Annotated in this window: 18 protein-coding genes and 2 pseudogenes; all 20 read left to right on the top strand. The window is 39.9% G+C overall.

The window, feature by feature from the left end; genetic code table 11:
- Positions 1 to 85: 85 nt before the first annotated feature.
- Positions 86 to 523, top strand: a pseudogene (locus SK642_RS11150) (hypothetical protein); the annotation flags it as partial.
- A 152-nt stretch (positions 524 to 675) separates the two neighbouring features.
- Entirely contained in the window at positions 676 to 1,086 is a 411-nt protein-coding gene (locus tag SK642_RS06765; protein ID WP_080708959.1) for a GNAT family N-acetyltransferase, read from the top strand.
- Between the two features lie 384 nt (positions 1,087 to 1,470).
- Positions 1,471 to 2,316 (top strand): ABC transporter ATP-binding protein, encoded by an 846-nt coding sequence (locus tag SK642_RS06760; protein WP_080708958.1) that lies wholly within the window; start codon positions 1,471 to 1,473, stop codon positions 2,314 to 2,316.
- 15 nt (positions 2,317 to 2,331) lie between these two features.
- On the top strand, positions 2,332 to 3,060 hold the full coding sequence (locus SK642_RS06755; protein ID WP_033684064.1) for an ABC transporter permease: 729 nt from the start codon (positions 2,332 to 2,334) through the stop codon (positions 3,058 to 3,060).
- 373 nt (positions 3,061 to 3,433) lie between these two features.
- A complete protein-coding gene (locus tag SK642_RS06750) occupies positions 3,434 to 3,643 on the top strand; it encodes a helix-turn-helix transcriptional regulator (RefSeq protein ID WP_001107500.1) in 210 nt (69 codons plus the stop codon).
- Positions 3,633 to 4,121, top strand: a complete 489-nt coding sequence (locus SK642_RS06745; protein ID WP_033684063.1) for a DUF6773 family protein — start codon at positions 3,633 to 3,635, stop codon at positions 4,119 to 4,121. Before SK642_RS06750 ends, SK642_RS06745 begins: the two co-directional genes overlap by 11 nt.
- Before the next feature lie 115 nt (positions 4,122 to 4,236).
- Positions 4,237 to 5,697 (top strand): nicotinate phosphoribosyltransferase, encoded by a 1,461-nt coding sequence (locus SK642_RS06740; RefSeq protein WP_033684062.1) that lies wholly within the window; start codon positions 4,237 to 4,239, stop codon positions 5,695 to 5,697.
- Positions 5,694 to 6,518, top strand: coding sequence for an ammonia-dependent NAD(+) synthetase (gene nadE / locus SK642_RS06735; RefSeq protein ID WP_033684061.1), 825 nt, complete (start codon positions 5,694 to 5,696; stop codon positions 6,516 to 6,518). The genes SK642_RS06740 and nadE overlap by 4 nt, the downstream gene beginning before the upstream one ends.
- 448 nt (positions 6,519 to 6,966) lie before the next feature.
- Positions 6,967 to 7,518 carry a GNAT family N-acetyltransferase gene (locus SK642_RS06730; protein ID WP_033684060.1) on the top strand — a complete coding sequence of 184 codons (552 nt, stop codon included), beginning with the start codon at positions 6,967 to 6,969 and terminating at the stop codon, positions 7,516 to 7,518.
- 141 nt (positions 7,519 to 7,659) lie between these two features.
- On the top strand, positions 7,660 to 8,523 hold the full coding sequence (locus SK642_RS06725) for an Rpn family recombination-promoting nuclease/putative transposase (RefSeq protein WP_033684059.1): 864 nt from the start codon (positions 7,660 to 7,662) through the stop codon (positions 8,521 to 8,523).
- 14 nt (positions 8,524 to 8,537) lie between these two features.
- A pseudogene (locus SK642_RS10950) lies at positions 8,538 to 8,915 on the top strand (hypothetical protein); the annotation flags it as partial.
- Positions 8,916 to 9,208: 293 nt separating this feature from the next.
- Positions 9,209 to 9,919 (top strand): thiol-disulfide oxidoreductase-associated membrane protein CcdA2, encoded by a 711-nt coding sequence (ccdA2, locus tag SK642_RS06715; RefSeq protein WP_033684058.1) that lies wholly within the window; start codon positions 9,209 to 9,211, stop codon positions 9,917 to 9,919.
- A 13-nt stretch (positions 9,920 to 9,932) separates the two neighbouring features.
- Entirely contained in the window at positions 9,933 to 10,496 is a 564-nt protein-coding gene (locus tag SK642_RS06710) for a redoxin family protein (RefSeq protein ID WP_033684057.1), read from the top strand.
- A 9-nt stretch (positions 10,497 to 10,505) separates the two neighbouring features.
- Positions 10,506 to 11,618: a peptide-methionine (R)-S-oxide reductase MsrB gene (msrB, locus tag SK642_RS06705; protein ID WP_033684056.1), complete on the top strand. Its 1,113-nt coding sequence runs from the start codon at positions 10,506 to 10,508 to the stop codon at positions 11,616 to 11,618.
- Positions 11,619 to 11,688: 70 nt separating this feature from the next.
- The gene (locus SK642_RS06700) at positions 11,689 to 12,426 is read left to right on the top strand and encodes a response regulator transcription factor (RefSeq protein WP_004261873.1); all 738 of its coding nucleotides are present in this window, start codon (positions 11,689 to 11,691) and stop codon (positions 12,424 to 12,426) included.
- Positions 12,423 to 14,114, top strand: coding sequence for a cache domain-containing sensor histidine kinase (locus SK642_RS06695; RefSeq protein WP_033684055.1), 1,692 nt, complete (start codon positions 12,423 to 12,425; stop codon positions 14,112 to 14,114). Before SK642_RS06700 ends, SK642_RS06695 begins: the two co-directional genes overlap by 4 nt.
- Positions 14,115 to 14,228: 114 nt before the next feature.
- Positions 14,229 to 14,792 carry a TIGR01440 family protein gene (locus tag SK642_RS06690; RefSeq protein WP_024057796.1) on the top strand — a complete coding sequence of 188 codons (564 nt, stop codon included), beginning with the start codon at positions 14,229 to 14,231 and terminating at the stop codon, positions 14,790 to 14,792.
- Between the two features lie 2 nt (positions 14,793 to 14,794).
- Positions 14,795 to 20,737, top strand: coding sequence for a ZmpA/ZmpB/ZmpC family metallo-endopeptidase (locus tag SK642_RS06685; protein ID WP_033684054.1), 5,943 nt, complete (start codon positions 14,795 to 14,797; stop codon positions 20,735 to 20,737).
- Positions 20,738 to 20,811: 74 nt separating this feature from the next.
- Positions 20,812 to 22,533: an aminodeoxychorismate synthase component I gene (gene pabB, locus SK642_RS06680; RefSeq protein ID WP_033684053.1), complete on the top strand. Its 1,722-nt coding sequence runs from the start codon at positions 20,812 to 20,814 to the stop codon at positions 22,531 to 22,533.
- Positions 22,534 to 23,151, top strand: coding sequence for an alpha/beta fold hydrolase (locus SK642_RS06675; RefSeq protein WP_033684052.1), 618 nt, complete (start codon positions 22,534 to 22,536; stop codon positions 23,149 to 23,151).
- The last annotated feature ends 47 nt before the right edge of the window (positions 23,152 to 23,198 follow it).

Raw genomic sequence — 23,198 nt, 5'->3', positions numbered from 1 at the left:
ATGGAACTTTATACCAACACCACCAGCTGCAACCTACAGTGTAACGTACAATTACGTAAGTGGCACACCAGACAAGAGCTTGCCAAGTGGTGCTTTACCAACTACAGTAGGATGGATAAAAGAAGATAATCGCTGGTGGTATAAGCACGCAGATGGTTCCTATACAGCAAACGATTGGGAACAAATCAAGGGTATATGGTATCATTTTGATCAGTCAGGCTGGATGCAGACTGGTTGGATTCAAGATAAGGGTACATGGTACTATTTGAATAAATCAGGAGCAATGGCTACAGGATGGTTACAAGAAAATGGTAGATGGTATTATCTAAACAATTCAGGGACTATGAAAACTGGCTGGGTTAAAGATAATGATACATGGTATTATCTTGATAATTCAGGCGCTATGAAAACAGGATGGTTTACAGTTTCTGGTAAATGGTACTATGCCTACAGTTCAGGAGCTTTAGCAGTTGACACAACAGTAGATGGATATACTGTAAATGCAAATGGTGAATGGGTATAATACCAATCAATAAGTAGGATTTTTGTCAATTGTAGTGGATTGAAGAAAAGCAAAAATCTAGAGGTTGGAAAAAAGTCTTTAAAATCAGAACAACGCATAGTATCAGGTATTGGAAAACCTTGATATTATGCGTTGTTTTCGAGGAGGTTTAGATGTACTTTAGATTGGAAAATAAGGAATCCCATAAATCACAAGAAATAGGGAATTTGATTCGTGCTTATAACCGTTCCAAAAGAGAAGAGGCTGAGAGTGAGGCATTGAATCTTTATGTTGAAGATGAAAAAGGTAATCTCCTTGCAGGTTTGATAGCAGAGACTTTTGGAAATTGGTTGGAAATTGAGTATTTGTTTGTAAAAGAGGAACTGCGAGGGCAAGGAATTGGTTCAAAACTATTGCAGCAGGCAGAAAGTGAAGCTAAGAATCGAAACTGTTGTTTTTCCTTTGTCAATACTTACCAGTTCCAGGCGCCAGACTTTTATCAGAAACATGGCTACAAGGAAGTCTTTGCTTTGAAAAACTATCCCTACACAGGGCAAAGATTTTATTACCAAAAGGATTTGTAAGTAGAATATGAAAGTATAAGGCAAAGAGGGGATCTTGACATAAGTATGAAGGGGATTCTCGATAAATACTAGTTAAATCCTACAAATTGTGTCTTTCTAGACGATATTGAGGAAAATCCAATCGCAGCTGAGAAATTGGGCATCAAGGCCTATCAGGTTAAGAAAAGAAGTGATGTCGTCGATATTTTAAAATCCTATATTTAAAGTCAAAACTCTCTATCTTTTTGTGGTAGAGAGTTTTTTTGTTAATAAAATTTTACAAAATGACATTTATATATTGCATTAGGTTAGATATATGATATAATGTTGTTAAAAAGAGGCGCAACTTTTTAAAATTAATGAGAATCAAAGAGAAAACCAAGAATATTAATGGAGGAATAAAAAATGGAAGTTATAAATGTAAGTAAGCATTATGGTCATTCAATCATTCTCAAAGATATAAATTTTGCACTTAACAAGGGTGAAATTGTTGGTCTAGTAGGGAGAAATGGAGTTGGTAAGAGTACGTTGATGAAAATTCTTGTTCAGAATAATCAACCGACTTCAGGGAATATTATAAGTAGTGATAATGTTGGGTATTTAATTGAAGAACCAAAATTATTTTTATCTAAAACAGGTTTAGAGAATTTAAAATATTTGTCAAATTTATACGGTGTTGACTACAATCAAGAAAGATTTGGAAGTTTGATTCAAGAGTTAGATTTGACTCAGTCTATTAATAAAAAAGTAAAGACTTATTCTTTGGGTACAAAACAAAAATTAGCTTTACTTTTAACCCTCGTTACAGAACCTGATGTGTTAATTTTAGATGAACCGACTAATGGTTTAGATATTGAATCATCACAAATAGTTTTAGAGGTTCTAAAAAATTTAGCTTTACATGAAAACGTGGGAATTTTAATATCGAGTCATAAATTAGAAGACATTGAAGAAATTTGTGAGAAAGTTCTTTTCTTGGAGAACGGGCTTTTGACATTCCAAAAAGTAGGAAAAGATAGTCACAATTGCTTGTTTGAGATAGCTTTTTCATCAGCTACAGATAAAGACATTTTCATTACCAACCAAGAATTTGGGGATATTGTTCAGGAAGAGGGACTGAAAATTACTATGTCTGGGAATATTCAAAGTAGTGAGCTTTTTAAATTTTTTAACGAAAACTCTATTAAAGTAGTTGATTTTGAAACTAAAAAAGAGACGCTTAAAGATATTTATCTAAATCGTTCAAAATAAAGAAAGGTTATAATCATGAAATTAAATAAATTGAATTTTCTTAAGGAAAATATAAGAGATTTATATTCATCAGGCGTAATATATCTCGGTTTGCTTATCTCGTTTATACCGCCGATATTGGTTACATTCTTTATTCTAAAGACTCAAGGGACATCGCTTGGTATTAAGCATATTTCAAACTTTTATGCTATGCTCGGTATGTTAATGGCTGTTATACATGCTAACCGAATTATTAGCAGGGATTTTTCCTACAATACGATCAGTTTATTTTATAATCAACAGAAAAATCGGATGATTTACGTCTTGTCCAATTTTCTATATGCCATCTCAGTTTCCATTATCTATGCTTTGAATGGTATTGTGTTACTAGTCATCGTAAGTAAATTGGGTGTTCCAGGTGATTTAGGATTAGATTTTATAGTAGCCATTGTAGTCAATACAATTTTGTTAGTCCTATTTTATTTTCTATTATCTTACATTTTCTATTTATACAAATTGAAAAGTGGCTTGGTATTTGGTATTTTAGTAGCTTTACTACTCTTTATCCCTAATATATTAAATACGATTATGACGAATACTAGTAATGATTTGTTTATCAAAGCAATTGAACTTCTTCCTTTTTATTCCTTACCTGTATTTGTTGCTTCAAATACGATGTCTATTAGTCAGTATCTTGTGGTAATCACTACAATCATTTTATTGTATTTTTTCACTCTTAAGAAAAGCAAGGAGTATTCATTTTAGTTTCGTTTAGTATTATTTTGCAGACTTAAAATCCAGCAAAAAAATCAGTCATCTTGCTATGCTCCTGCTCTTGCTGTGTACACGTTTTTGTCTTATGCTAGACTCATTTCCAAAAGCATTATATAATAGTGATATGAAAGCAACTAAATTAAACAAGAAATACAAGCAATCAAAACTCGTTTAAAAGATTCTACTAAAGCTAATACTAAATAGCCAGCTAGGGAGTTTATTTCAAACAATCTAATATACTGATTTTAGGCTGAAGATAATATTGGAGTGCTAATTAATGAGGTTATAATAAATAGCTGACAGCTTGTGTTAGTTTTGGATTTTTTAAGAGTAGATGAGTATTAAAACTATAAGGAGGACGCAGGTGGCTAAAAATTTAAAATTAAAATTAGCTCGTGTAGAGCTTGATTTAACGCAAGGTCAACTGGCAGAGGCTGTTGGTGTGACACGCCAGACTATTGGTTTGATAGAGGCGGGGAAATACAATCCCAGTCTCTCACTCTGCCAGTCTATTTGCAGATGTTTAGGGAAAACCCTAGACCAACTATTTTGGGAGGAAGAAGATGGTAAATAAATTCATTCATTATCAATTACTTGACGAAAGAGAAGAACAATTAATCAATAAAGCTGGGGCAGAATCCTTTACCCTCTTCATTGTGCTTGCGCTTCTAAGCTATTTGGTGGCTGTATTAGCTCCCTCTCTTTTTAATCCGAATTTTCTAGTCTATACTCTGATAGTAGGAATTTTCTTCTTTTTCAATCGTGCCCGTTATCTGGGAGTGACCTACTATAGTCGTTTTCATTTTACGATTTTGGGTTGTTTTTTCCTAACCTTGGCGATTACGACTCTCTTGATGTTGCAGAATTATCAATTCAACATAGAAATTTATCAGCATAATCCTTTGAATGTTAAATACCTGTCTGCTTGGGTCATTACTTATGTCATTTACCTTCCGTGGGTCTTTATCGGCAATCTCGGTCTGAAGAGCTATGGCGAATGGGCTCAGAAAAAATTTGAGCAAGACATGGATGAACTGGAGAGTGGAGAATAGCTTGTTACTCTTTTCTCAATCCAGCTAAAATGTGATATAATAGTACTAATTTATTGGAATACATGAAAGTTCTTGAAAATTTTCATGTATTTCTAGTTAAGGAAGTAGGGAAAGTATGTATCCAGATGATAGTTTGACATTGCACACGGACTTGTACCAGATTAACATGATGCAGGTTTACTTTGACCAAGGGATTCACAATAAAAAGGCGGTCTTTGAGGTTTATTTTCGCCAACAGCCTTTTAATAACGGCTATGCGGTTTTTGCTGGTTTGGAAAGAATCGTGAACTATCTTGAAGACTTGCGTTTTTCAGATAGTGATATCGCCTATTTGGAGTCGCTTGGCTATCATGGGGCATTCTTGGACTACCTCCGCAATTTCAAGTTGGAGTTGACCGTTCGTTCTGCCCAAGAAGGGGACTTGGTTTTTGCTAATGAACCGATTGTGCAGGTGGAAGGTCCTCTAGCCCAATGCCAGTTGGTCGAAACAGCTCTTTTGAACATCGTCAACTACCAGACCTTGGTGGCGACCAAGGCAGCTCGTATTCGTTCAGTCATTGAAGATGAACCTTTGATGGAGTTTGGGACACGTCGGGCGCAAGAGATGGATGCGGCTATCTGGGGAACACGCGCGGCGGTAATTGGTGGTGCCAATGGAACTAGCAATGTGCGCGCTGGTAAACTCTTTGACATTCCTGTCTTGGGAACCCATGCCCATTCCTTGGTACAGGTTTATGGTAACGACTATGAGGCTTTCAAGGCTTACGCAGCGACCCACAAAAATTGCGTCTTTCTTGTGGATACCTATGATACCCTTCGTATCGGAGTTCCAGCTGCTATTCAGGTGGCGCGTGAGCTAGGTGACCAGATTAACTTTATGGGTGTGCGGATTGACTCTGGTGATATTGCCTATATTTCTAAGAAAGTCCGTCAGCAACTGGATGAGGCTGGATTTACAGAGGCTAAGATTTATGCTTCTAATGATTTGGATGAAAATACTATCCTCAACCTAAAGATGCAAAAGGCTAAGATTGATGTCTGGGGTGTGGGGACCAAGCTGATTACAGCCTATGACCAGCCAGCTCTTGGGGCAGTTTACAAGATTGTGGCCATCGAAGATGAAAATGGTAATATGCGCAACACAATCAAGCTTTCTAATAATGCGGAAAAAGTGTCTACGCCAGGCAAGAAGCAGGTGTGGCGCATTACCAGTCGTGAAAAAGGTAAGTCAGAAGGTGACTACATCACTTATGATGGTATGGATGTGAGCGACATGACAGAAATCAAGATGTTCCATCCGACTTATACCTACATCAAGAAGACCGTTCGTAATTTTGATGCTGTTCCTCTCTTGGTGGATATTTTCAAAGACGGGAAATTGATTTACAAGTTGCCTAGCTTGACTGAGATTCAGGATTATGCCCGTAAGGAATTTGACAAGCTTTGGGATGAGTACAAGCGCGTGCTCAATCCGCAGCACTATCCAGTGGATTTGGCGCGTGATGTATGGCAAGACAAGATGGACTTGATTGACAAAATGCGTAAGGAAGCCCTTGGTGAAGGAGAAGAAGAATGAGTTTGCAAGAAACGATTATCCAAGAGCTGGGTGTCAAACCAGTGATTGATGCCCAAGAAGAAATCCGTCGTTCCATTGATTTCTTAAAGAGATACCTGAAAAAACATCCCTTCCTAAAAACCTTTGTACTAGGGATTTCTGGAGGTCAGGACTCGACTTTAGCAGGTCGCTTGGCCCAACTGGCTATGGAAGAACTGCGAGCAGAGACAGGAGATGACAGCTACAAATTTATCGCTGTCCGCCTGCCATACGGAGTGCAAGCTGATGAAGCAGATGCTCAAAAAGCCCTAGCCTTTATCCAGCCAGATGTCAGCTTGGTAGTTAATATCAAGGAATCAGCTGATGCCATGACAGATGCAGTTGAGGCGACAGGTAACTCTGTTTCAGACTTTAACAAGGGAAATATCAAGGCTCGTTGCCGTATGATTGCCCAATATGCCCTGGCAGGTGCCCATAGCGGAGCGGTCATTGGGACAGACCATGCTGCGGAAAATATCACAGGTTTCTTTACCAAGTTTGGTGACGGTGGTGCAGATATTTTACCCCTTTTCCGCCTCAATAAACGCCAAGGAAAACAACTCTTGCAGGAACTTGGTGCAGACCCAGCCCTTTATGAAAAAATCCCAACAGCAGACCTAGAAGAAGAGAAACCAGGCCTAGCTGATGAAGTTGCACTTGGAGTCACTTACAATGAAATTGATGACTACCTCGAAGGCAAACAAGTTAGCCCAGAAGCTCAAGCGACTATTAAAAACTGGTGGCATAAAGGCCAACACAAACGCCACCTACCAATCACCGTTTTTGATGACTTTTGGGAGTGAAAACCTCCAGTGGAGGTTTTCAGCCCGAGTCTAGAAACGGGAAAACGAGGAGGTCCGGGGGACCTTTTTAGCTTCTTGCCTTGAAACTCGAGAGCAAGAATAACCTCCAGTGGAGGTTTTCAGCCTCTTACCTTGAAATAAAAAAGTGAGAGTAGGTCCGGTAACTCGAAGAGTTCGATTTCGTTGTCTCACCCCCGCAACGATGACTAGGTTTGAAAAAGCTTGGTAAAGCGCATTTCAAACCAGACAGCGACTGCGTCAAGGGATTAGAAAAAACACTTGTTTCCTAGCTGTTACTGAGTTTAGTCCTTTTTACCCCGAGCATGGAAACAGGTAAGCGAGGAAGGTCCGGGGGACCTTTTTAGCTTATCACCTTGAAATTAAAAAGCAAAGTAAATTTAAATTGAGGTTGGGCAGAGAATCATCTATCAGAAAGCGAGGTAGCGTCATGAAAGCAATCGGTACGCAAACGTTACAGACAGACCGTTTGATTTTGAGAAGATTTGTGGAGAGTGATGCGGAAGCCATGTTTCAAAATTGGGCTTCATCTGCTGAGAATCTAACCTACGTTACTTGGGATCCTCATCCTGATGTTGAGGTGACTCGGAATTCGATTCGTAATTGGATTTCCTCCTATGCTAATCCCAACTATTACAAATGGGCCATTTGCCTCAAAGAAAACCCCGAGCAGGTGATAGGAGATATCAGCATCATTGCAATAGATGAGAACGATTCTTCTTGTGAAATTGGCTATATTTTAGGAAAAAATTATTGGGGCCGAGGTATGATGACGGAGGCCTTTAAAGCTGTATTGGACTTTTGTTTTACTCAAGCAGGTTTTCAAAAAGTCAAAGCTCGATATGCCAGTCTCAACCCAGCTTCAGGCCGTGTCATGGAAAAGGCTGGGATGGCCTATCTAAAGACTATTACCAATGGTGTAGAGAGAAAAGACTACGTTGCGGACCTTATTTATTATCAGATAAGTAAGAAGGATAGATAAGCTTAACATTTATTGCTTATCCGCTGTTCTTATTTTTTATTTACTATTTCATTTATCCTTTCTTTTTCCGAATAAATAGATAGAAGCATCAAATCTAGTAAATTAGATTAAAAAATGTGCTATAATGAAAGGAGAGCAAATATGACTGTACGTCATCCGGGCATCAGCCCAACTAACGATTTGGTTGCTAAGAAAATCTTTAGCAATCCAGAAATCACTTGTCAATTTATCCGTGATATGTTGGATTTACCAGCAAAAAATGTGACTATTTTGGAGGGAAGTAACATTCACGTCTTGCCTTCCGTACCATATTCAGCCCAAGATTTCTATACTAGCATAGACGTTTTAGCTGAACTAGATAATGGGACACAAGTTATCATTGAGATTCAGGTACATCATCAGAATTTTTTCATCAATCGCCTATGGGCTTACTTGTGTAGTCAGGTCAATCAAAACCTAGAAAAAATTCGCCAGCAAGAGGGCAATACTCACCAGAGTTACAAGCATATCGCACCTGTTTACGCAATAGCTATTGTAGATAGTAATTATTTCTCAGATGACCTAGCCTTTCACAGCTTCAGTATGCGCGAGGACACGACAGGTGAGGTTTTAACCATCACAAACAATGGACAAGAAAACCATCTAGTCAAGATGGCGTTCTTAGAACTAAAAAAATACAGAGAAACCAGCAAAGACGAGGTTCGTAAGCCGTGGTTGGAGTTTTTCGGTAACAAACCCTTTACCCAGCAACCCGAGCGAGCTATTAGCCAAGCAGACCAACTGCTGGACTACAAGAGCTGGTCCGAGGAGGACAGGAAAATGTTTAGTGAACAACGCAGACGCGAAGAACAAGCCTTGTTAGCGCAGGACTATGCTTTGGAAACTGCGAGGGCGGAAGGTGGTTTTGCTATGTTAGCAAATCTTGTTCGACAGCATCTTTTAACAGCAGAGGTTGCGAGTGAGCAATTAGGCATGACCGTCGCTGAGTTTGAGGCCTTGTTGTAAGACCATTACCAATAATGGTTAAGATGGCATTCTTAGAATTAAAAAAATACAGAGAAACCAGCAAAGACGAGGTTCGTAAGCCGTGGTTGGAGTTTTTCGGTAACAAACCCTTTACCCAAGAACCCGAGCGAGCCATCAGTCAGGCGGACCAACTGCTAGACTATAAGAGCTGGTCCGAGGAGGACAGGAAGATGTTTAGTCAACTACGTATGCGAGAAGAACAAGCCTTGTTAGCGCAGGACTATGCCTTGGAAACTGCTAGGGAGGAAGGGAAATTTTTTGCCTTCCTAGATATGGTCCACCAAGGTCTTCTGACTTCTGAGGTTGCCAGCCAGCAGTTAGGTATGACTGTCTCTGAGTTTGAAGAACTATTGAAAGAGCATCGCAAATAAGAACTAAAAAATACAGAGAAACCAGCAAAGATAAGGTTCGTAAACCGTAATTGGAATTTTTTGTAAATCAGTAAATCAATGACAGATTTTTCCGTGATAGATGGAAGAATCTGTTTTTAGTTTACTAGATGTTGGCTCTAAAACCTAAGATAGCTTACCCTTTTACTCATGCTTTTTTGATTTCTTTGAAGTATAACCTGATTAAATTCCTATTTTTCCCTATTATTGTCCCTGTTTTTTCTGGAACTTTGGGGTTATAATAGTCCTATCAAATCAAAGAATGGAGGAAGGCAATGGATAATATAATCTTTTTTATCAGTGTTTTTCTTGCTGGAATTCTTTCCTTCTTTTCTCCTTGTATTTTACCCTTGTTACCAGTCTATGCAGGGGTATTACTGGATGACAAAGATGGTGCTCAGGATTCTAGTGGAAAATATTCAATCTCAGTTGTTAGTCTATTGCGAACTCTGGCCTTTATAATAGGGATTTCCTTTGTTTTTATCTTACTGGGCTATGGAGCTGGTTTTTTAGGCAATTTGCTGTATGCTTCTTGGTTTCAGTATGTGACGGGTGCGGTCATCATTCTCTTGGGCTTGCACCAGATGGAAGTCTTACATTTGCAGGGACTCTACAAGGAAAAAAGGCTACAATTAAAGAGACAGGGGCAAAAGGGTAAGGGCTATAGTCAGGCATTTTTACTGGGCTTGACCTTTAGTTTTGCTTGGACGCCATGTGTGGGTCCAGTTCTTGGCTCTGTTTTGGCCTTGGCGGCTTCAGGTGGCTCAGGTGCTTGGCAGGGAGCTGGTCTCATGTTGGTTTACACGCTGGGATTGGCACTACCATTTTTGGTTCTAGCTATCGCCTCCAGCTATGTTTTGAAACATTTCCGAAAACTCCATCCCTACCTCGGAACCCTCAAAAAAGTGGGTGGTTTCCTCATTATCGTGATGGGAATCTTGGTGCTTTTGGGAAATGCTTCCATTTTGACTACATTATTTGAATAGAGAGGAAGAAGAAATGAAAAAATGGCAAACATGTCTCCTTGGAGTAGGCTCAATCTGTTGTTTGGCAGCCTGTTCGGCTAAAAATATGTCAGACCAATCTACTATGAAGGAGGAAACAAAAACAGAACAAGTCAGTGCGCAAACTGTGACTAAAGGTCAGGCAGTCGCTGACTTTGAATTGATGGGAGTAGATGGTAAGACCTACCGCTTGTCTGATTACAAGGGCAAGAAAGTCTATCTCAAATTCTGGGCGTCTTGGTGTTCCATCTGTCTAGCCAGTCTTCCAGATACGGATGAAATTGCTAAGGATGCTGGAGACGACTATGTGGTCTTGACAGTGGTGTCTCCTGGTCACAAGGGTGAACAAGCGGAAGCTGATTTTAAGAACTGGTACAAGGGCTTGGATTATAAAAATTTCCCAGTTCTAATTGATCCATCAGGCAAACTTTTGGAAAGTTATGGCGTTCGTTCTTACCCAACTCAAGCCTTTATAGACAAGGAAGGCAAACTGGTCAAAACGCAACCAGGTTTTATGGATAAGGATATGATTTTAAAAACATTGAAAGAAATGGGGTAGAGAAAGGTCATGAATGATAAAGTAAAATTGTTTGTCTTGGCAGGGATTTTTGTCCTAGCCATAAGCGGTTTCTATTTTCTATTGATGCGAAATGCAGGGCAGACAGATAGCTCGCAAATTGAGAAAGCGGCAGTTAGCCAAGGAGGAAAAACAGTGAAAAAAACAGAAATTAGTAAAGACGCAGATTTGCATGAAATTTATCTAGCTGGGGGATGTTTCTGGGGAGTGGAGGAATATTTCTCACGCGTTCCTGGAGTGACAGATGCCGTATCAGGATATGCGAACGGTAGAGGGGAGACAACCAAGTACGAATTGATTAACCAAACAGGACATGCGGAGACAGTCCATGTCACCTATGATGCCAAGCAAATTTCCCTCAAGGAAATCCTGCTTCATTACTTCCGCATTATCAATCCAACCAGTAAAAATAAACAAGGAAATGATGTGGGAACCCAGTATCGTACTGGTGTTTATTACACAGATGACAAGGATTTGGAAGTAATCAACCAAGTCTTTGATGAGGTGGCTAAGAAATACGACCAACCTTTGGCGGTTGAAAAGGAGCCCTTGAAGAATTTTGTGGTAGCTGAGGACTATCACCAAGACTACCTCAAGAAAAATCCAAATGGCTACTGCCATATCAATGTCAATCAGGCTGCCTATCCCGTCATCGATGCCAGCAAATATCCTAAACCAAGCGATGAAGAATTGAAAAAGACCTTGTCGCCTGAGGAGTATGCAGTTACCCAGAAAAATCAAACAGAACGAGCTTTTTCAAACCGCTACTGGGATAAATTTGAATCTGGTATCTATGTGGATGTGGCAACTGGCGAACCCCTCTTTTCATCAAAGGACAAGTTTGAGTCTGGTTGCGGCTGGCCTAGTTTCACCCAGCCCATCAGCCCAGATGTTGCCACCTACAAGGAAGATAAGTCCTACAATATGACGCGCATGGAAGTGCGGAGCCGAGTTGGAGATTCTCACCTTGGCCATGTCTTTACGGATGGACCACAGGACAAGGGTGGCTTGCGCTACTGTATTAATAGTCTCTCTATCCGCTTTATTCCCAAAGACCAAATGGAAGAAAAAGGATATGCTTATTTACTAGATTATGTTGATTAAGAGAACTTTCCTAAGCAGTTAGAGGAGAATTTTGCTATACTGATACTAGTAAGTGACAAAGGAGAGAAGCATGACCTATACAATCTTAATCGTAGAAGATGAATATCTGGTAAGACAAGGTTTGACCAAGCTGGTCAATGTAGCAGCCTACGATATGGAAATCATTGGTCAGGCTGAAAATGGAAGGCAGGCTTGGGAATTGATTCAAAAGCAGGTGCCAGATATCATTTTAACCGATATCAATATGCCTCAACTAAATGGCATCCAGTTGGCCAGTCTGGTCCGAGAAACCTATCCTCAGGTACATTTGGTCTTTTTGACTGGCTACGATGATTTTGATTATGCCTTGTCTGCTGTCAAACTCGGTGTGGATGACTACTTGCTTAAGCCCTTTTCTCGTCAGGATATTGAGGAAATGCTGGGTAAAATCAAGCAAAAGCTGGACAAGGAAGAAAAGGAAGAGCAGTTACAAGATTTATTAACTGATAAGTTTGAAGGAAACATGGCTCAGAAAATCCAGTCTCATCTGGCTGACAGTCAGTTTAGTTTAAAGTCTTTAGCCAGTGACTTGGGCTTTAGTCCGACTTATCTGAGCTCCTTGATTAAGAAAGAGTTGGGGCTGCCTTTTCAGGATTATCTGGTAAGAGAGCGTGTCAAACAAGCCAAACTCTTACTCTTGACTACAGATTTAAAGATTTATGAGATAGCTGAAAAGGTTGGCTTTGAAGATATGAATTACTTTACCCAACGTTTTAAACAGATTGCAGGTGTAACACCTCGTCAGTTTAAGAAGGGAGAAGGTCGATGAAGCGTTCTTCTCTCCTAGTCAGAATGGTTATTTCCATCTTTCTGGTCTTTCTCATTCTCCTAGCTCTGGTTGGGACTTTCTACTATCAATCTAGTTCTTCGGCCATTGAGGCTAGCATTGAGGGCAATAGCCAAACGACAATTAGCCAAACTAGCCACTTTATTCAGTCTTATATCAAAAAATTAGAAACCACCTCGACTAGTTTGACCCAGCAGGCAGATGTTCTAACCTATGCTGAGAATCCCAGTCAAGACAAGGTCAAGGAAATTCGAGATTTATTTTTGACTATCTTGAAGGCAGACAAGGACTTGAAAGCTGTTGTATTGGTCACCAAATCAGGTCAGGTCATTTCTACAGATGACAGTGTGCAGATGAAAACCTCCTCAGATATGATGTCTGAGGACTGGTACCAAAAGGCCATTCATCAGGGGGCTAAGCCAGTTTTAACACCAGCTCGTAAATCAGATAGTCAGTGGGTCATTTCTGTCACTCAAGAACTTGTTGATGCAAAGGGAGCCAATCTTGGCGTACTTCGTTTGGATATTTCCTACGAAACTCTGGAAGCCTATCTCAACCAGCTCCAGTTGGGGCAGCAGGGCTTTGCCTTTATCATCAATGAAAACCATGAATTTGTTTATCATCCTCAACGCACAGTTTATAGTTCGTCTAGCGAAATGGAGGCTATGAAACCCTATATTGAGACAGGGCAGGGCTATACTCCTGACCACAAATCCTACGTCAGTCAGGAACAGATTGCTGGAACTGATTGGACGGTTATAGGAGTTTCTTCGTTGGAGAAGTTAGACCAGGTTCGGAGTCAGCTCTTGTGGACCTTGCTTGGGGCCAGTGTCACATCTCTTCTTGCCTGTCTCTGCTTGGTGTGGTTCAGTCTCAAGCGTTGGATTGCTCCTTTGAAGAATTTGAGAGAAACCATGCTGGAAATTGCTTCTGGTACTCAGAATCTTCGTGCCAAGGAAGCTGGTGCCTATGAACTGAGAGAAGTGACTCGCCAGTTCAATGCCATGTTGGATCAGATTGATCAGCTGATGGTAGCTATTCGCAGGCAAGAAGAAACGACCCGTCAGTATGAACTTCAAGCTTTATCAAGCCAGATTAATCCCCATTTCCTCTATAACACCTTGGACACCATCATCTGGATGGCTGAATTTCAGGATAGTCAGCGAGTGGTTCAGGTGACCAAGTCCTTGGCAACCTATTTCCGCTTAGCGCTCAATCAAGGAAAGGATTTGATTTCTCTTTCTGACGAAATCAATCATGTCCGCCAGTATCTCTTTATCCAGAAACAACGCTATGGGGATAAGCTGGAATACGAGATTGATGAAAATCCTGCCTTTGATAATTTAGTCTTGCCTAAACTGGTGCTACAACCTCTGGTAGAAAATGCTCTTTACCATGGCATCAAGGAGAAGGAAGGGCAGGGACATATTAAAGTTTCTGTCCAGAAACAGGATAGAGGACTAGTCATCCGCATTGAGGATGATGGCGTTGGCTTCCAATCTACTGGAGACAATAGTCAAAGTCAGCTCAAACGTGGGGGAGTTGGTCTGCAAAATGTTGACCAGCGTCTTAAACTTCATTTTGGAGAAGATTATCAGATGAAGATTGATTCTGCTCCCGACAAAGGAACGACGGTTGAAATATACATAAATAGAATAGAAACTAGCTAACTCCCGGTCAATTCTGGGAGTTTTATGCGTAATTGAGAAAGCTTTCTAGTTTGTCTATCTTGCTAAAAACAAGAAAAAACGATATGATAGATAATGACAAAAGAGGTATCAAGTATGAAGGAAAAAGACATTCAAAGAGAAACAAGCCAGATTGTAGAAGATGTATTGGAAAAGGCCAATTTGAAGCAGGGATCTATCTTTGTTTTGGGCCTCTCTTCTAGTGAGGTGATAGGTGGTCAGATTGGCAAGGAATCCAGCCAAGAAATTGGAGAGATCATTGTGAAGACCATCCTAGATATCCTAGAGGAAAAAGGAATTCATCTAGCTGTTCAAGGCTGTGAACATGTCAATCGGGCTCTCGTTGTTGAACGTCAGGTTGCAGAGCAGTTTGGTCTGGAAATGGTCAGTGTCCTTCCTACCCTTCATGCAGGAGGTTCGGGTCAGTTGGCAGCCTTCAAGTTTATGCAAGATCCAGTCGAGGTTGAATTTATCAAGGCCCATGCTGGATTGGATATCGGAGACACTGCAATTGGCATGCATGTCAAGCATGTTCAGGTTCCGATTCGCCCTCTTTTGAGAGAGATTGGTCATGCCCATGTAACGGCGTTGGCTAGTCGCCCAAAATTAATTGGAGGTGCGCGTGCGCATTATCCGCAAGATTCTATTAGAAAGTCGTGAGAATGAGAAAAACAAAACAACAACTAGAAAAAATCACCAAATATTCGATTCGTAAGCTAACTGTTGGGGTAGGTCCTGTAGCCATCGGGGCCTTCCTTTTTGGTGCTGGTACCTTTTCAGTAGATAAGGTGCATGCCAATGAAGTTGGCGGAACTCATAGCGTTCATTACCGTTATTTAGCGGAGCAGGAATTAACCGAGTCTGAAAAAGCCCTGATTCACCATGAGGTTCCAACAGAATTTCAAGATGATGATATTCTTTATGTAGTTTATCGCAAGAAGGCAACTAACAGTCAACAACTTCCTTACACAGGAAGTAAGGAGCTAGCTCTAGCAGGTCTTGGATTGGCAACGGCCTCTCTAGCAGTCTTTTTGGTGTCCAAAAAAGGTCGTAGAGAAGTCCTAGGTGTTCTCTTGATTGGTTCTTTAGGAGCTAGCACCTTTGTACCTTATGGGACATTTGCGTTTGAAAATAAAGAATTGCTTTCTTATAACCAAACTATTTCAGCGTCTACACATGAAGGCTTGGCTGAAGGGATTATTCACATTGATGGTTATGAGTACATCGGATACTTTAAGGAAGCAGAGCTTCATCCATCAAGACCAGCTTCAGCTGAACCGCCTCAGTTGCCAGTAGAAAAGCAAAGTTCAAAAGAAAATGAGAAAACTGAAGTCGTTCAAGAAAGAGCTGCGGTTACTCCAGAAACTGTCATCAAAAAGCCTGTAGTGGAGACTCCAGTTGCTCCTGCTGTTGAAGAAAAACCAGTTTCTGAGAAGCATCAGACAAGACAGGAAGGGAGTTTGGTGGAGATTCCTTTTGAAACGGTCACAAGCCCAGATGCGAATCTAGCAGAAGGACAAACTCGTATCGTCATAACTGGAGTAAAGGGTCAGCGTCGCCTTGTAATCAAAGTTTCGGTGGTCAATGGTCAAGAAGTTAGAGAAGTCATCGAAGATCAAGTGGTTCAAAATCCTGTGTCGCAAGTCATTGCAGTCGGAACTAAGAAAGAGGTGCAACCTGCCCCAACTCCAGTACCACAAGCTGAACCAAGTCACCAAGTAGCTAAAGGAACCCAAGAGGCAGGTAAGGAAGGTCAATCTTTAACGCAATCCGAATTGCCAGAGGCTACAGTAGAGTCTAAAGGTACCCAAGAAGAAGGTAGAGAAGGCCAAGCCCTAACGCAACCCGAATTACCAGAAGCTCCAGTTGAAGTGAAAGGTACTCAAGAAGAAGGTAAGGAAGGCCAAGCTTTAGTACATCCAGAACTTCCTGAATATAAAGAACCAGTTTCAACTAAAGGAACACAAGAACCAGAACATGAAATGAAGTCTCCAGTGCTAGACTTACCAGAATATAAAGTAACAACTGGTACAGTTGAGAAGTCTACTGAAAGTGAATTAGATTTCACAACAGAAGTAGTTCCTGACGACACAAAATATGTGGGAGATGAAGTAGTTGAAAATCCTGGTTCTAAAGGAGTTCAAGTTACGAAAACAACTTATGAAACAGTAGAAGGTGTTGAAACAGATAAAGTCCTTTCTACAACGACAGAAGTAAAAACTCCCGCTGTTTCTAAAGTCGTTAAAAAAGGTACGAAACCTATTGAAGGAACAAAAGTTGAGACAAGAGAAGAAGTCATTCCTTTTGCTACAAAAACAGAAGATGATGACACTTTAAAACGTGGAACAACTAAAGTTGCTCAAGAAGGTGTAGACGGTAAGAAACAAATTACTGAAACCTATAAAACGATTCGTGGAGAAAAAACAAGTGAAGCTCCAAGAGTAGTAGAAAAAGTTATCCAAGAACCTCAAGATAAAATTATTAAGCAAGGCACAAAAGGGTTAGAAAAGCCAACATTACAATGGGCTAATACTGAAAAAGATGTCTTGAAGAAGAGTGCCACAGCTAGTTATACATTAAATAAACCAGCAGGAGTAGAAATCAAATCAATCAGATTAGCGTTGAAAGATAAAGATGGACAACTTGTCAAAGAAGTAACGGTATCTGAAAATAAATTAAACGCTACTTTAGATAAATTGAAATATTATCAAGGTTACACTCTATCCACAACAATGGTTTATGATCGTGGAGAAGGCGAAGAAACTGAGAAGTTAGAAGATAAACAAATTCAGTTAGACCTTAAAAAAGTTGAAATCAAAAACATTAAAGAAACAAGTTTAATGAGTGTAGATGCTGAAGGAAACGAAACAGATAAGAGCTTATTAACTGAAAAGCCGACAGACGTTTCTCCATTGTATTTACGTGTAACAACTCATGACAATAAAGTGACAAGACTTGCAGTAAGTTCAGTTGAAGAAGTTGTTGTTGATGGAAAAACATTGTACAAAGTTGTAGCCAAAGCTCCAGACTTAGTTCAACGTAGAGACGATGATACACTAAGCGAAGAGTATGTACATTACTTTGAAAAACAAAAAGCAAAAGAAGGTAATGTATACTACAATTTCAAAGAATTAATTGAAGATATGCAAAAAACTCCAAATGGTGAGTTTAAACTTGGTGCGGACTTAAACGCTGTGAATGTACCAACACCAAGTAAATCTTACGTGACAGCTAAATTCACTGGTAAGCTATCTAGTGAGGGTGATAAACGTTACACTATTCACAATTTAGCTCGTCCGTTATTTGCACAAGCTGAGAATGCTCATATTCACGACATTAATCTGGGTAATGTTGATATCAATATGCCTTGGGCGAACAAGACAGCACCGCTTGGTGAGATGTTTAAGAAGTCAACGATTGAAAACATTAAAGTAACAGGTAATGTTGTAGGTAACAATGACGTTACGGGTATGGTCAATAAACTAGATGAATCCAATATGCGTAATGTAGCCTTTATCGGTAATATTACAAGTGTAGGGAACGCAGGATGGTGGTCTGGCGGACTTGTCAGCGAAAGCTGGAGAAGTAACACAGATAACTCTTATATTGATGCCTATATTAAAGGGAATAAAGCTAAGGTCGGTGGACTTGTTGCTAAATTGAATCACGGTGATAATCCGAGAGACGTTAGTGCATGGGGACGTTTGAAGAACTCTGTTGCCAAGGGTACGATAGATGTGAAAGAACCTCTTGAAACAGGTGGTTTGCTTCATTCTAACTGGTCATGGGGACTTGCTGAAAACAACGTGACTATGATGAAGGTGAAGAATGGTGGTGAGATTCTTTACGGTTCTCGTGATGCAGAGGATGATGATTACTTTGGTGCAAACTGGGTTAGAAATAATAATGTATTCGTTAATGGTGTAAGTGAAGGTAAACAATCCTATTCTCGTTCTAGTCGTTGGAAAGGTGTTTCCCAAGAAGAAGCTGATGCAAGAATTGCTAAAATGGGAATTACTGCACATGAATATACAATAACTGAACATTTTGTAGATAAGTTAAACCATAAGGAATCAAAATCAGATACTTACAAAGCTACTCAAGACCACGATGCATCTCGTGAACTTGCTTATCGTAATGTTGAAAAACTTCAACCATTCTACAATAAAGAGTGGATTATCAATCAAGGTAATAAGATTCCAGAAGGATCTAAGTTATTAACGACTGAAGTATTATCAGTTACAGGTATGAAAGATGGACAATTTGTAACAGACTTGTCAGATGTTGATCATATTATGATTCATTATGCTGATGGTACTAAGGAAGAAAAAGCTGTATCAGCTAAAGCTGCGTCAAACGTAGAACAAGTAAAAGAATACGGTATTACAGATTTAGGTGATGTAGTTTACACACCAAATATGGTAGTTAAAGACCGTACTCAACTAATCAGTGAGATTAAAACGAAATTAGATAGTGTTCAATTAATTTCACCTGAAGTGCGTGCGTTAATGGACAAACGTGGTAAAGCTGAAGAAAACACTGATGCTCGTAAAGATGGTTATATTAAAAACCTATTCCTTGAAGAAAGCTTTGAAGAAACGAAAGCTAATTTGGATAAATTAGTTAAAGCTTTAGTCGAAAACGAAGACCATCAATTAAACGGTGACGAAGCAGCTATGAAAGCCCTTGTCAAGAAAGTCGATGAAAACAAAGCTAAAATTATGATGGCTCTTACTTATTTAAATCGTTATTATGGATTTAAATACAATGATATGAGCATTAAAGATCTTATGATGTTCAAGCCTGATTTTTATGGTAAGAACGTTAGCGTTATCGATAGATTGATTCAAATTGGTTCTAGTGAGAAAAACTTAAAAGGTGATCGAACTCAGGATGCTTACCGTGATGTAATTGCGGGAGCAACAGGTAAAGGTAACTTAAATGACTTCTTAACATATAACATGAAGCTCTTTACAGAAGATACTGACATGAATGTTTGGTATAAGAAAGCTGTTTCACATACTAACTATGTAGTTGAGAAACAATCATCTAACCCTGATTTTGCTAATAAGAAATATCACTTATACGAAAACTTAAATAACGGTGAGCATGGACGTTATATCCTACCACTTCTTAATACGAAAAAAGCTCATATGTTCTTGATTTCAACGTATAATACACTAGCATTTAGTGCATTTGAGAAGTATGGTAAGAAAACTGAAGCTGAACGTGAAGCGTTCAAGAAAGAAATCGATTTACGTGCACAAGAACAAATCAATTACTTAGACTTCTGGTCTAGACTTGCTGCTGATAATGTACGTAATCAGTTGTTGAAATCTGAAAATATGGTTCCATCGGCTATCTGGGATAACCAAGAGGTTCCTGGTCATGGATGGGCTGACCGAATGGGTCATAATAAGAATGGTGATTATGCTCCAGTTCGTGAGTTCTATGGACCTACAGGTAAATGGCACGGATATAACGGTATGGGTGCGTATGCTTATATCTTCTCTAATCCACAAAACTCAGAGGCTGTTTACTATATCATCTCAAGTATGATTAGTGATTTTGGTACATCTGCATTCACTCACGAAACAACACACATCAATGACCGTATGGCGTATCTAGGTGGATGGCGTCACCGTGAAGGTACTGACGTAGAAGCATTTGCCCAAGGTATGTTGCAATCGCCGTCAGTTTCAAACCCAAATGGTGAATATGGTGCGTTAGGTCTTAATATGGCATATGAACGTCAAAATGATGGAAAACAATGGTATAATTATAATCCTAACATGTTGGATAGTCGTGCGAAGATTGACCATTATATGAAGAACTATAATGAAGCTCTTATGATGCTTGACCACTTAGAAGCCGATGCAGTAATCGCTAAGAATGATGGAACGAACGACAAGTGGTTCAAGAAAATGGATAAAGAATGGCGTTCAAACGCTGACCGCAATAGCCTAAAAGGTGAACCGCACCAATGGGATAAACTTCGTGACCTAAACGACGCTGAGAAAGCTGAGAAAATTACAAGCATCGACCAATTAGTTGATAATAACTTTGTAACAAAACACGGTATGCCAGGGAACGGACGTTATCGTGCTGAAGGTTTCGATACTGCGTATCAAACAGTAAATATGATGGCAGGTATTTACGGTGGTAACACAAGTCAAAGTGCTGTTGGTTCAATCTCGTTCAAACATAATACATTCCGTATGTGGGGTTACTTCGGATATGTCAATGGATTTGTCGGATATGCTTCGAACAAGTATAAACAAGAATCTAAAGCAGCTGGCAGACCAGGTCTTGGTGATGACTTTATCATTGAGAAAGTGTCTGGTGGTAAATTCCACACACTAGAAGAGTGGAAGAAAGAATGGTTCAAGGAAGTTAAAGCTAAAGGTGAAAAAGGTTTTGTTGAAATTGAAATTAATGGTGAGAAGATTTCAACTTATGCAAGACTTCAAGAGTTGTTCAACAAAGCGATTGAAAATGACCTGAAAGCTGGTAATTCAAACCAAACAGTTGCACTTAAAGAAAAAGTTTACAAACAACTCTTACAGAAATCAGATGGATTTGCTGGTGATTTATTCACTAAATAGTAGATAGGAATAATAGAATAATAAAAGGTAGATCAGTTTTGTCTGAATCTACCTTTTTATGCTATACTTAAAATATGCATAGAAAGACAGTGATTGATTTTAGGGCTTTGGGTGAGAGATACACTTTTACCAAGCCTATCAAAGAGTTAAAAACGAGAGATTTAGCAGAAGTGGCAGATTTGCTGGCACAAGTGGAAAGCTACCAGGAGCAAGGCTATTATGTGGTGGGCTATGTCAGCTACGAGGCTGCACCTGCTTTTGAAGTGAAACTAGCAGTTCACAAGGCTCCCTTACTGGGAGAGTACCTACTATATTTTACGGTTCATGATAGGGTAGAGACCTTCCCTATTCCTTTGACTTATGATGAGGTTGATTTGCCTTCAAATTGGCAGGAAGTAACATCTGCAGATGACTATGAAAAAGCCATTGCTCAGATTCATCATCATTTGCGGCAGGGGGACACCTATCAGGTTAACTATACCGTCCAACTCAAGCAGGACTTAAGTGCTGATCCTTTTGCGATCTACAATCGTATGGTGGTAGAGCAGGAGGCAGGCTACAATGCCTATGTGGAACATGATGACATGGCAGTGATTTCCATGAGCCCAGAGCTCTTTTTTGAGCAAAATGACCGCGAGTTGACAACGCGACCAATGAAGGGAACGACTCAGCGAGGAGTGACTGACCAAGAAGACCTTGCCCAAGCTAGTCGGTTAGAACAGGATCCCAAAAATCGCTCTGAAAATATGATGATCGTGGACCTCTTGCGCAATGATATGAATCGTATTTCTGAAGTGGGCAGTGAGCACGTGGAGTGTCTGTGCCAAGTGGAACAGTATTCAACTGTGTGGCAGATGACTTCGACCATCAAGAGTCAATTGCGAGAGGATGTTGACCTTGTTGAAATCTTTCGTTCTCTATTCCCTTGTGGTTCCATAACGGGAGCACCCAAAATTGCGACCATGGAAATCATTAAGGACTTGGAGCCTCAACCGCGTGGAGTCTACTGCGGAACGATTGGTCTCTTGCTTCCAAATGGACGACGGATTTTTAATGTTGCTATTCGGACCATTCAACTCTACAAGGGGCAAGCTATCTATGGAGTAGGCGGAGGCATTACATGGGATAGCACATGGGAATCTGAATACCGTGAAGTTCATCAAAAGGCAGCTGTTCTCTATCGGAAGCAAGCTCGTTTCCAACTGATTACTACTGGAAAAATCAGCCAAAAACAACTGCTGTTTGAGAATCAACATATAGAAAGACTGAGAAAAGCTAGTCGCTATTTTGCCTTTCCTTTTGATGCAGAAGACTTAAGACAAAAGATAGAGGAAGAGTGTCAGGCTTGTGATGCTAATCAAGATTACCGCTTGCGAATTTCTCTCAGCAAGTCGGGAGAGATTGAATTCAGTTGCCAAACCTTAACACCCCTTAGTCCGACCTTCTGTCAGGCTCAACTTTGCCTGCAGGAAATGGATTTGAATCAAGCTTTTACCTACTTCAAAACGAGTCACCGACCGCATTTAAACCTAGGGGAACAAGAAATCATTTACTACAATAAGTCAGGAGAACTGCTTGAAACTTCTATTGGTAATTTGATCTTGAAAATCGCTGGCAAACTCTACACACCGCCTATCCTACTTGGTATCTTACCAGGAATTTATCGTCAGCATTTGCTGGAAACAGGACAGGTAGAAGAGAAAGTCTTGACCTTAGCAGATTTAGCCCAAGCAGAAGCTATTTACGGCTGTAATGCAGTGAGAGGCTTGTATGAATTAAGCCTAGAGGGGAACTAGATGAAACTGGTATTTTTACACGGGTTAGGGCAGTCAGTAGAGTCTTGGAAAGAAGTTCGGAATCTACTGACAGATTATCCTTCTGAGGCTATCGAGTTATTTCCTTCTACAGTTAGCAACTATCAACAAGCCAAGGAACGAGTTTATCAGCATCTAGCTCAAGAGACAGAATCTTTTATTTTGGTTGGATTGTCTTTAGGTGCGGTCCTGGCACTAGAACTTTCCAGTTATGATTTACCAAATCTTCAAGGTTTAGTTTTGTCAGGTTGCCCTCTGAAATTAGCTGGAAATATCTTATTTAAAATCCAGTTGATGATTTTTAAACTACTTCCAAAAAGTTTTTTTGAAAAACGGGGAGCAAACAAAGCTTTTATGGTCGGAGTTTCTGAGGAATTGAAGACACTTGATTTAACGAATATATCAAGAACTTGTCCTTATCCAACCTTACTAATTTGTGGTAGCAAAGATAAACCGAATCTTAGTTCTATGAGAAGTATTCATAAACTAATATCAGAATCCCAATTTCAGATTATCCCAGACGGTCCTCATGTTTTGAATAAGGAAAAACCAAAAGAGTTTGCAGAAATAACCAGAAGTTTCCTTGAATTGCTGAAATAAGTTTGATAAAATACTATTGAAATCGATATCATAATTATGGGAGAAAA

Source organism: Streptococcus mitis, assembly GCF_000722705.1.
GTDB classification, from domain to species: domain Bacteria; phylum Bacillota; class Bacilli; order Lactobacillales; family Streptococcaceae; genus Streptococcus; species Streptococcus mitis_P.
This window is presented reverse-complemented; position numbering and strand designations above follow the sequence as displayed.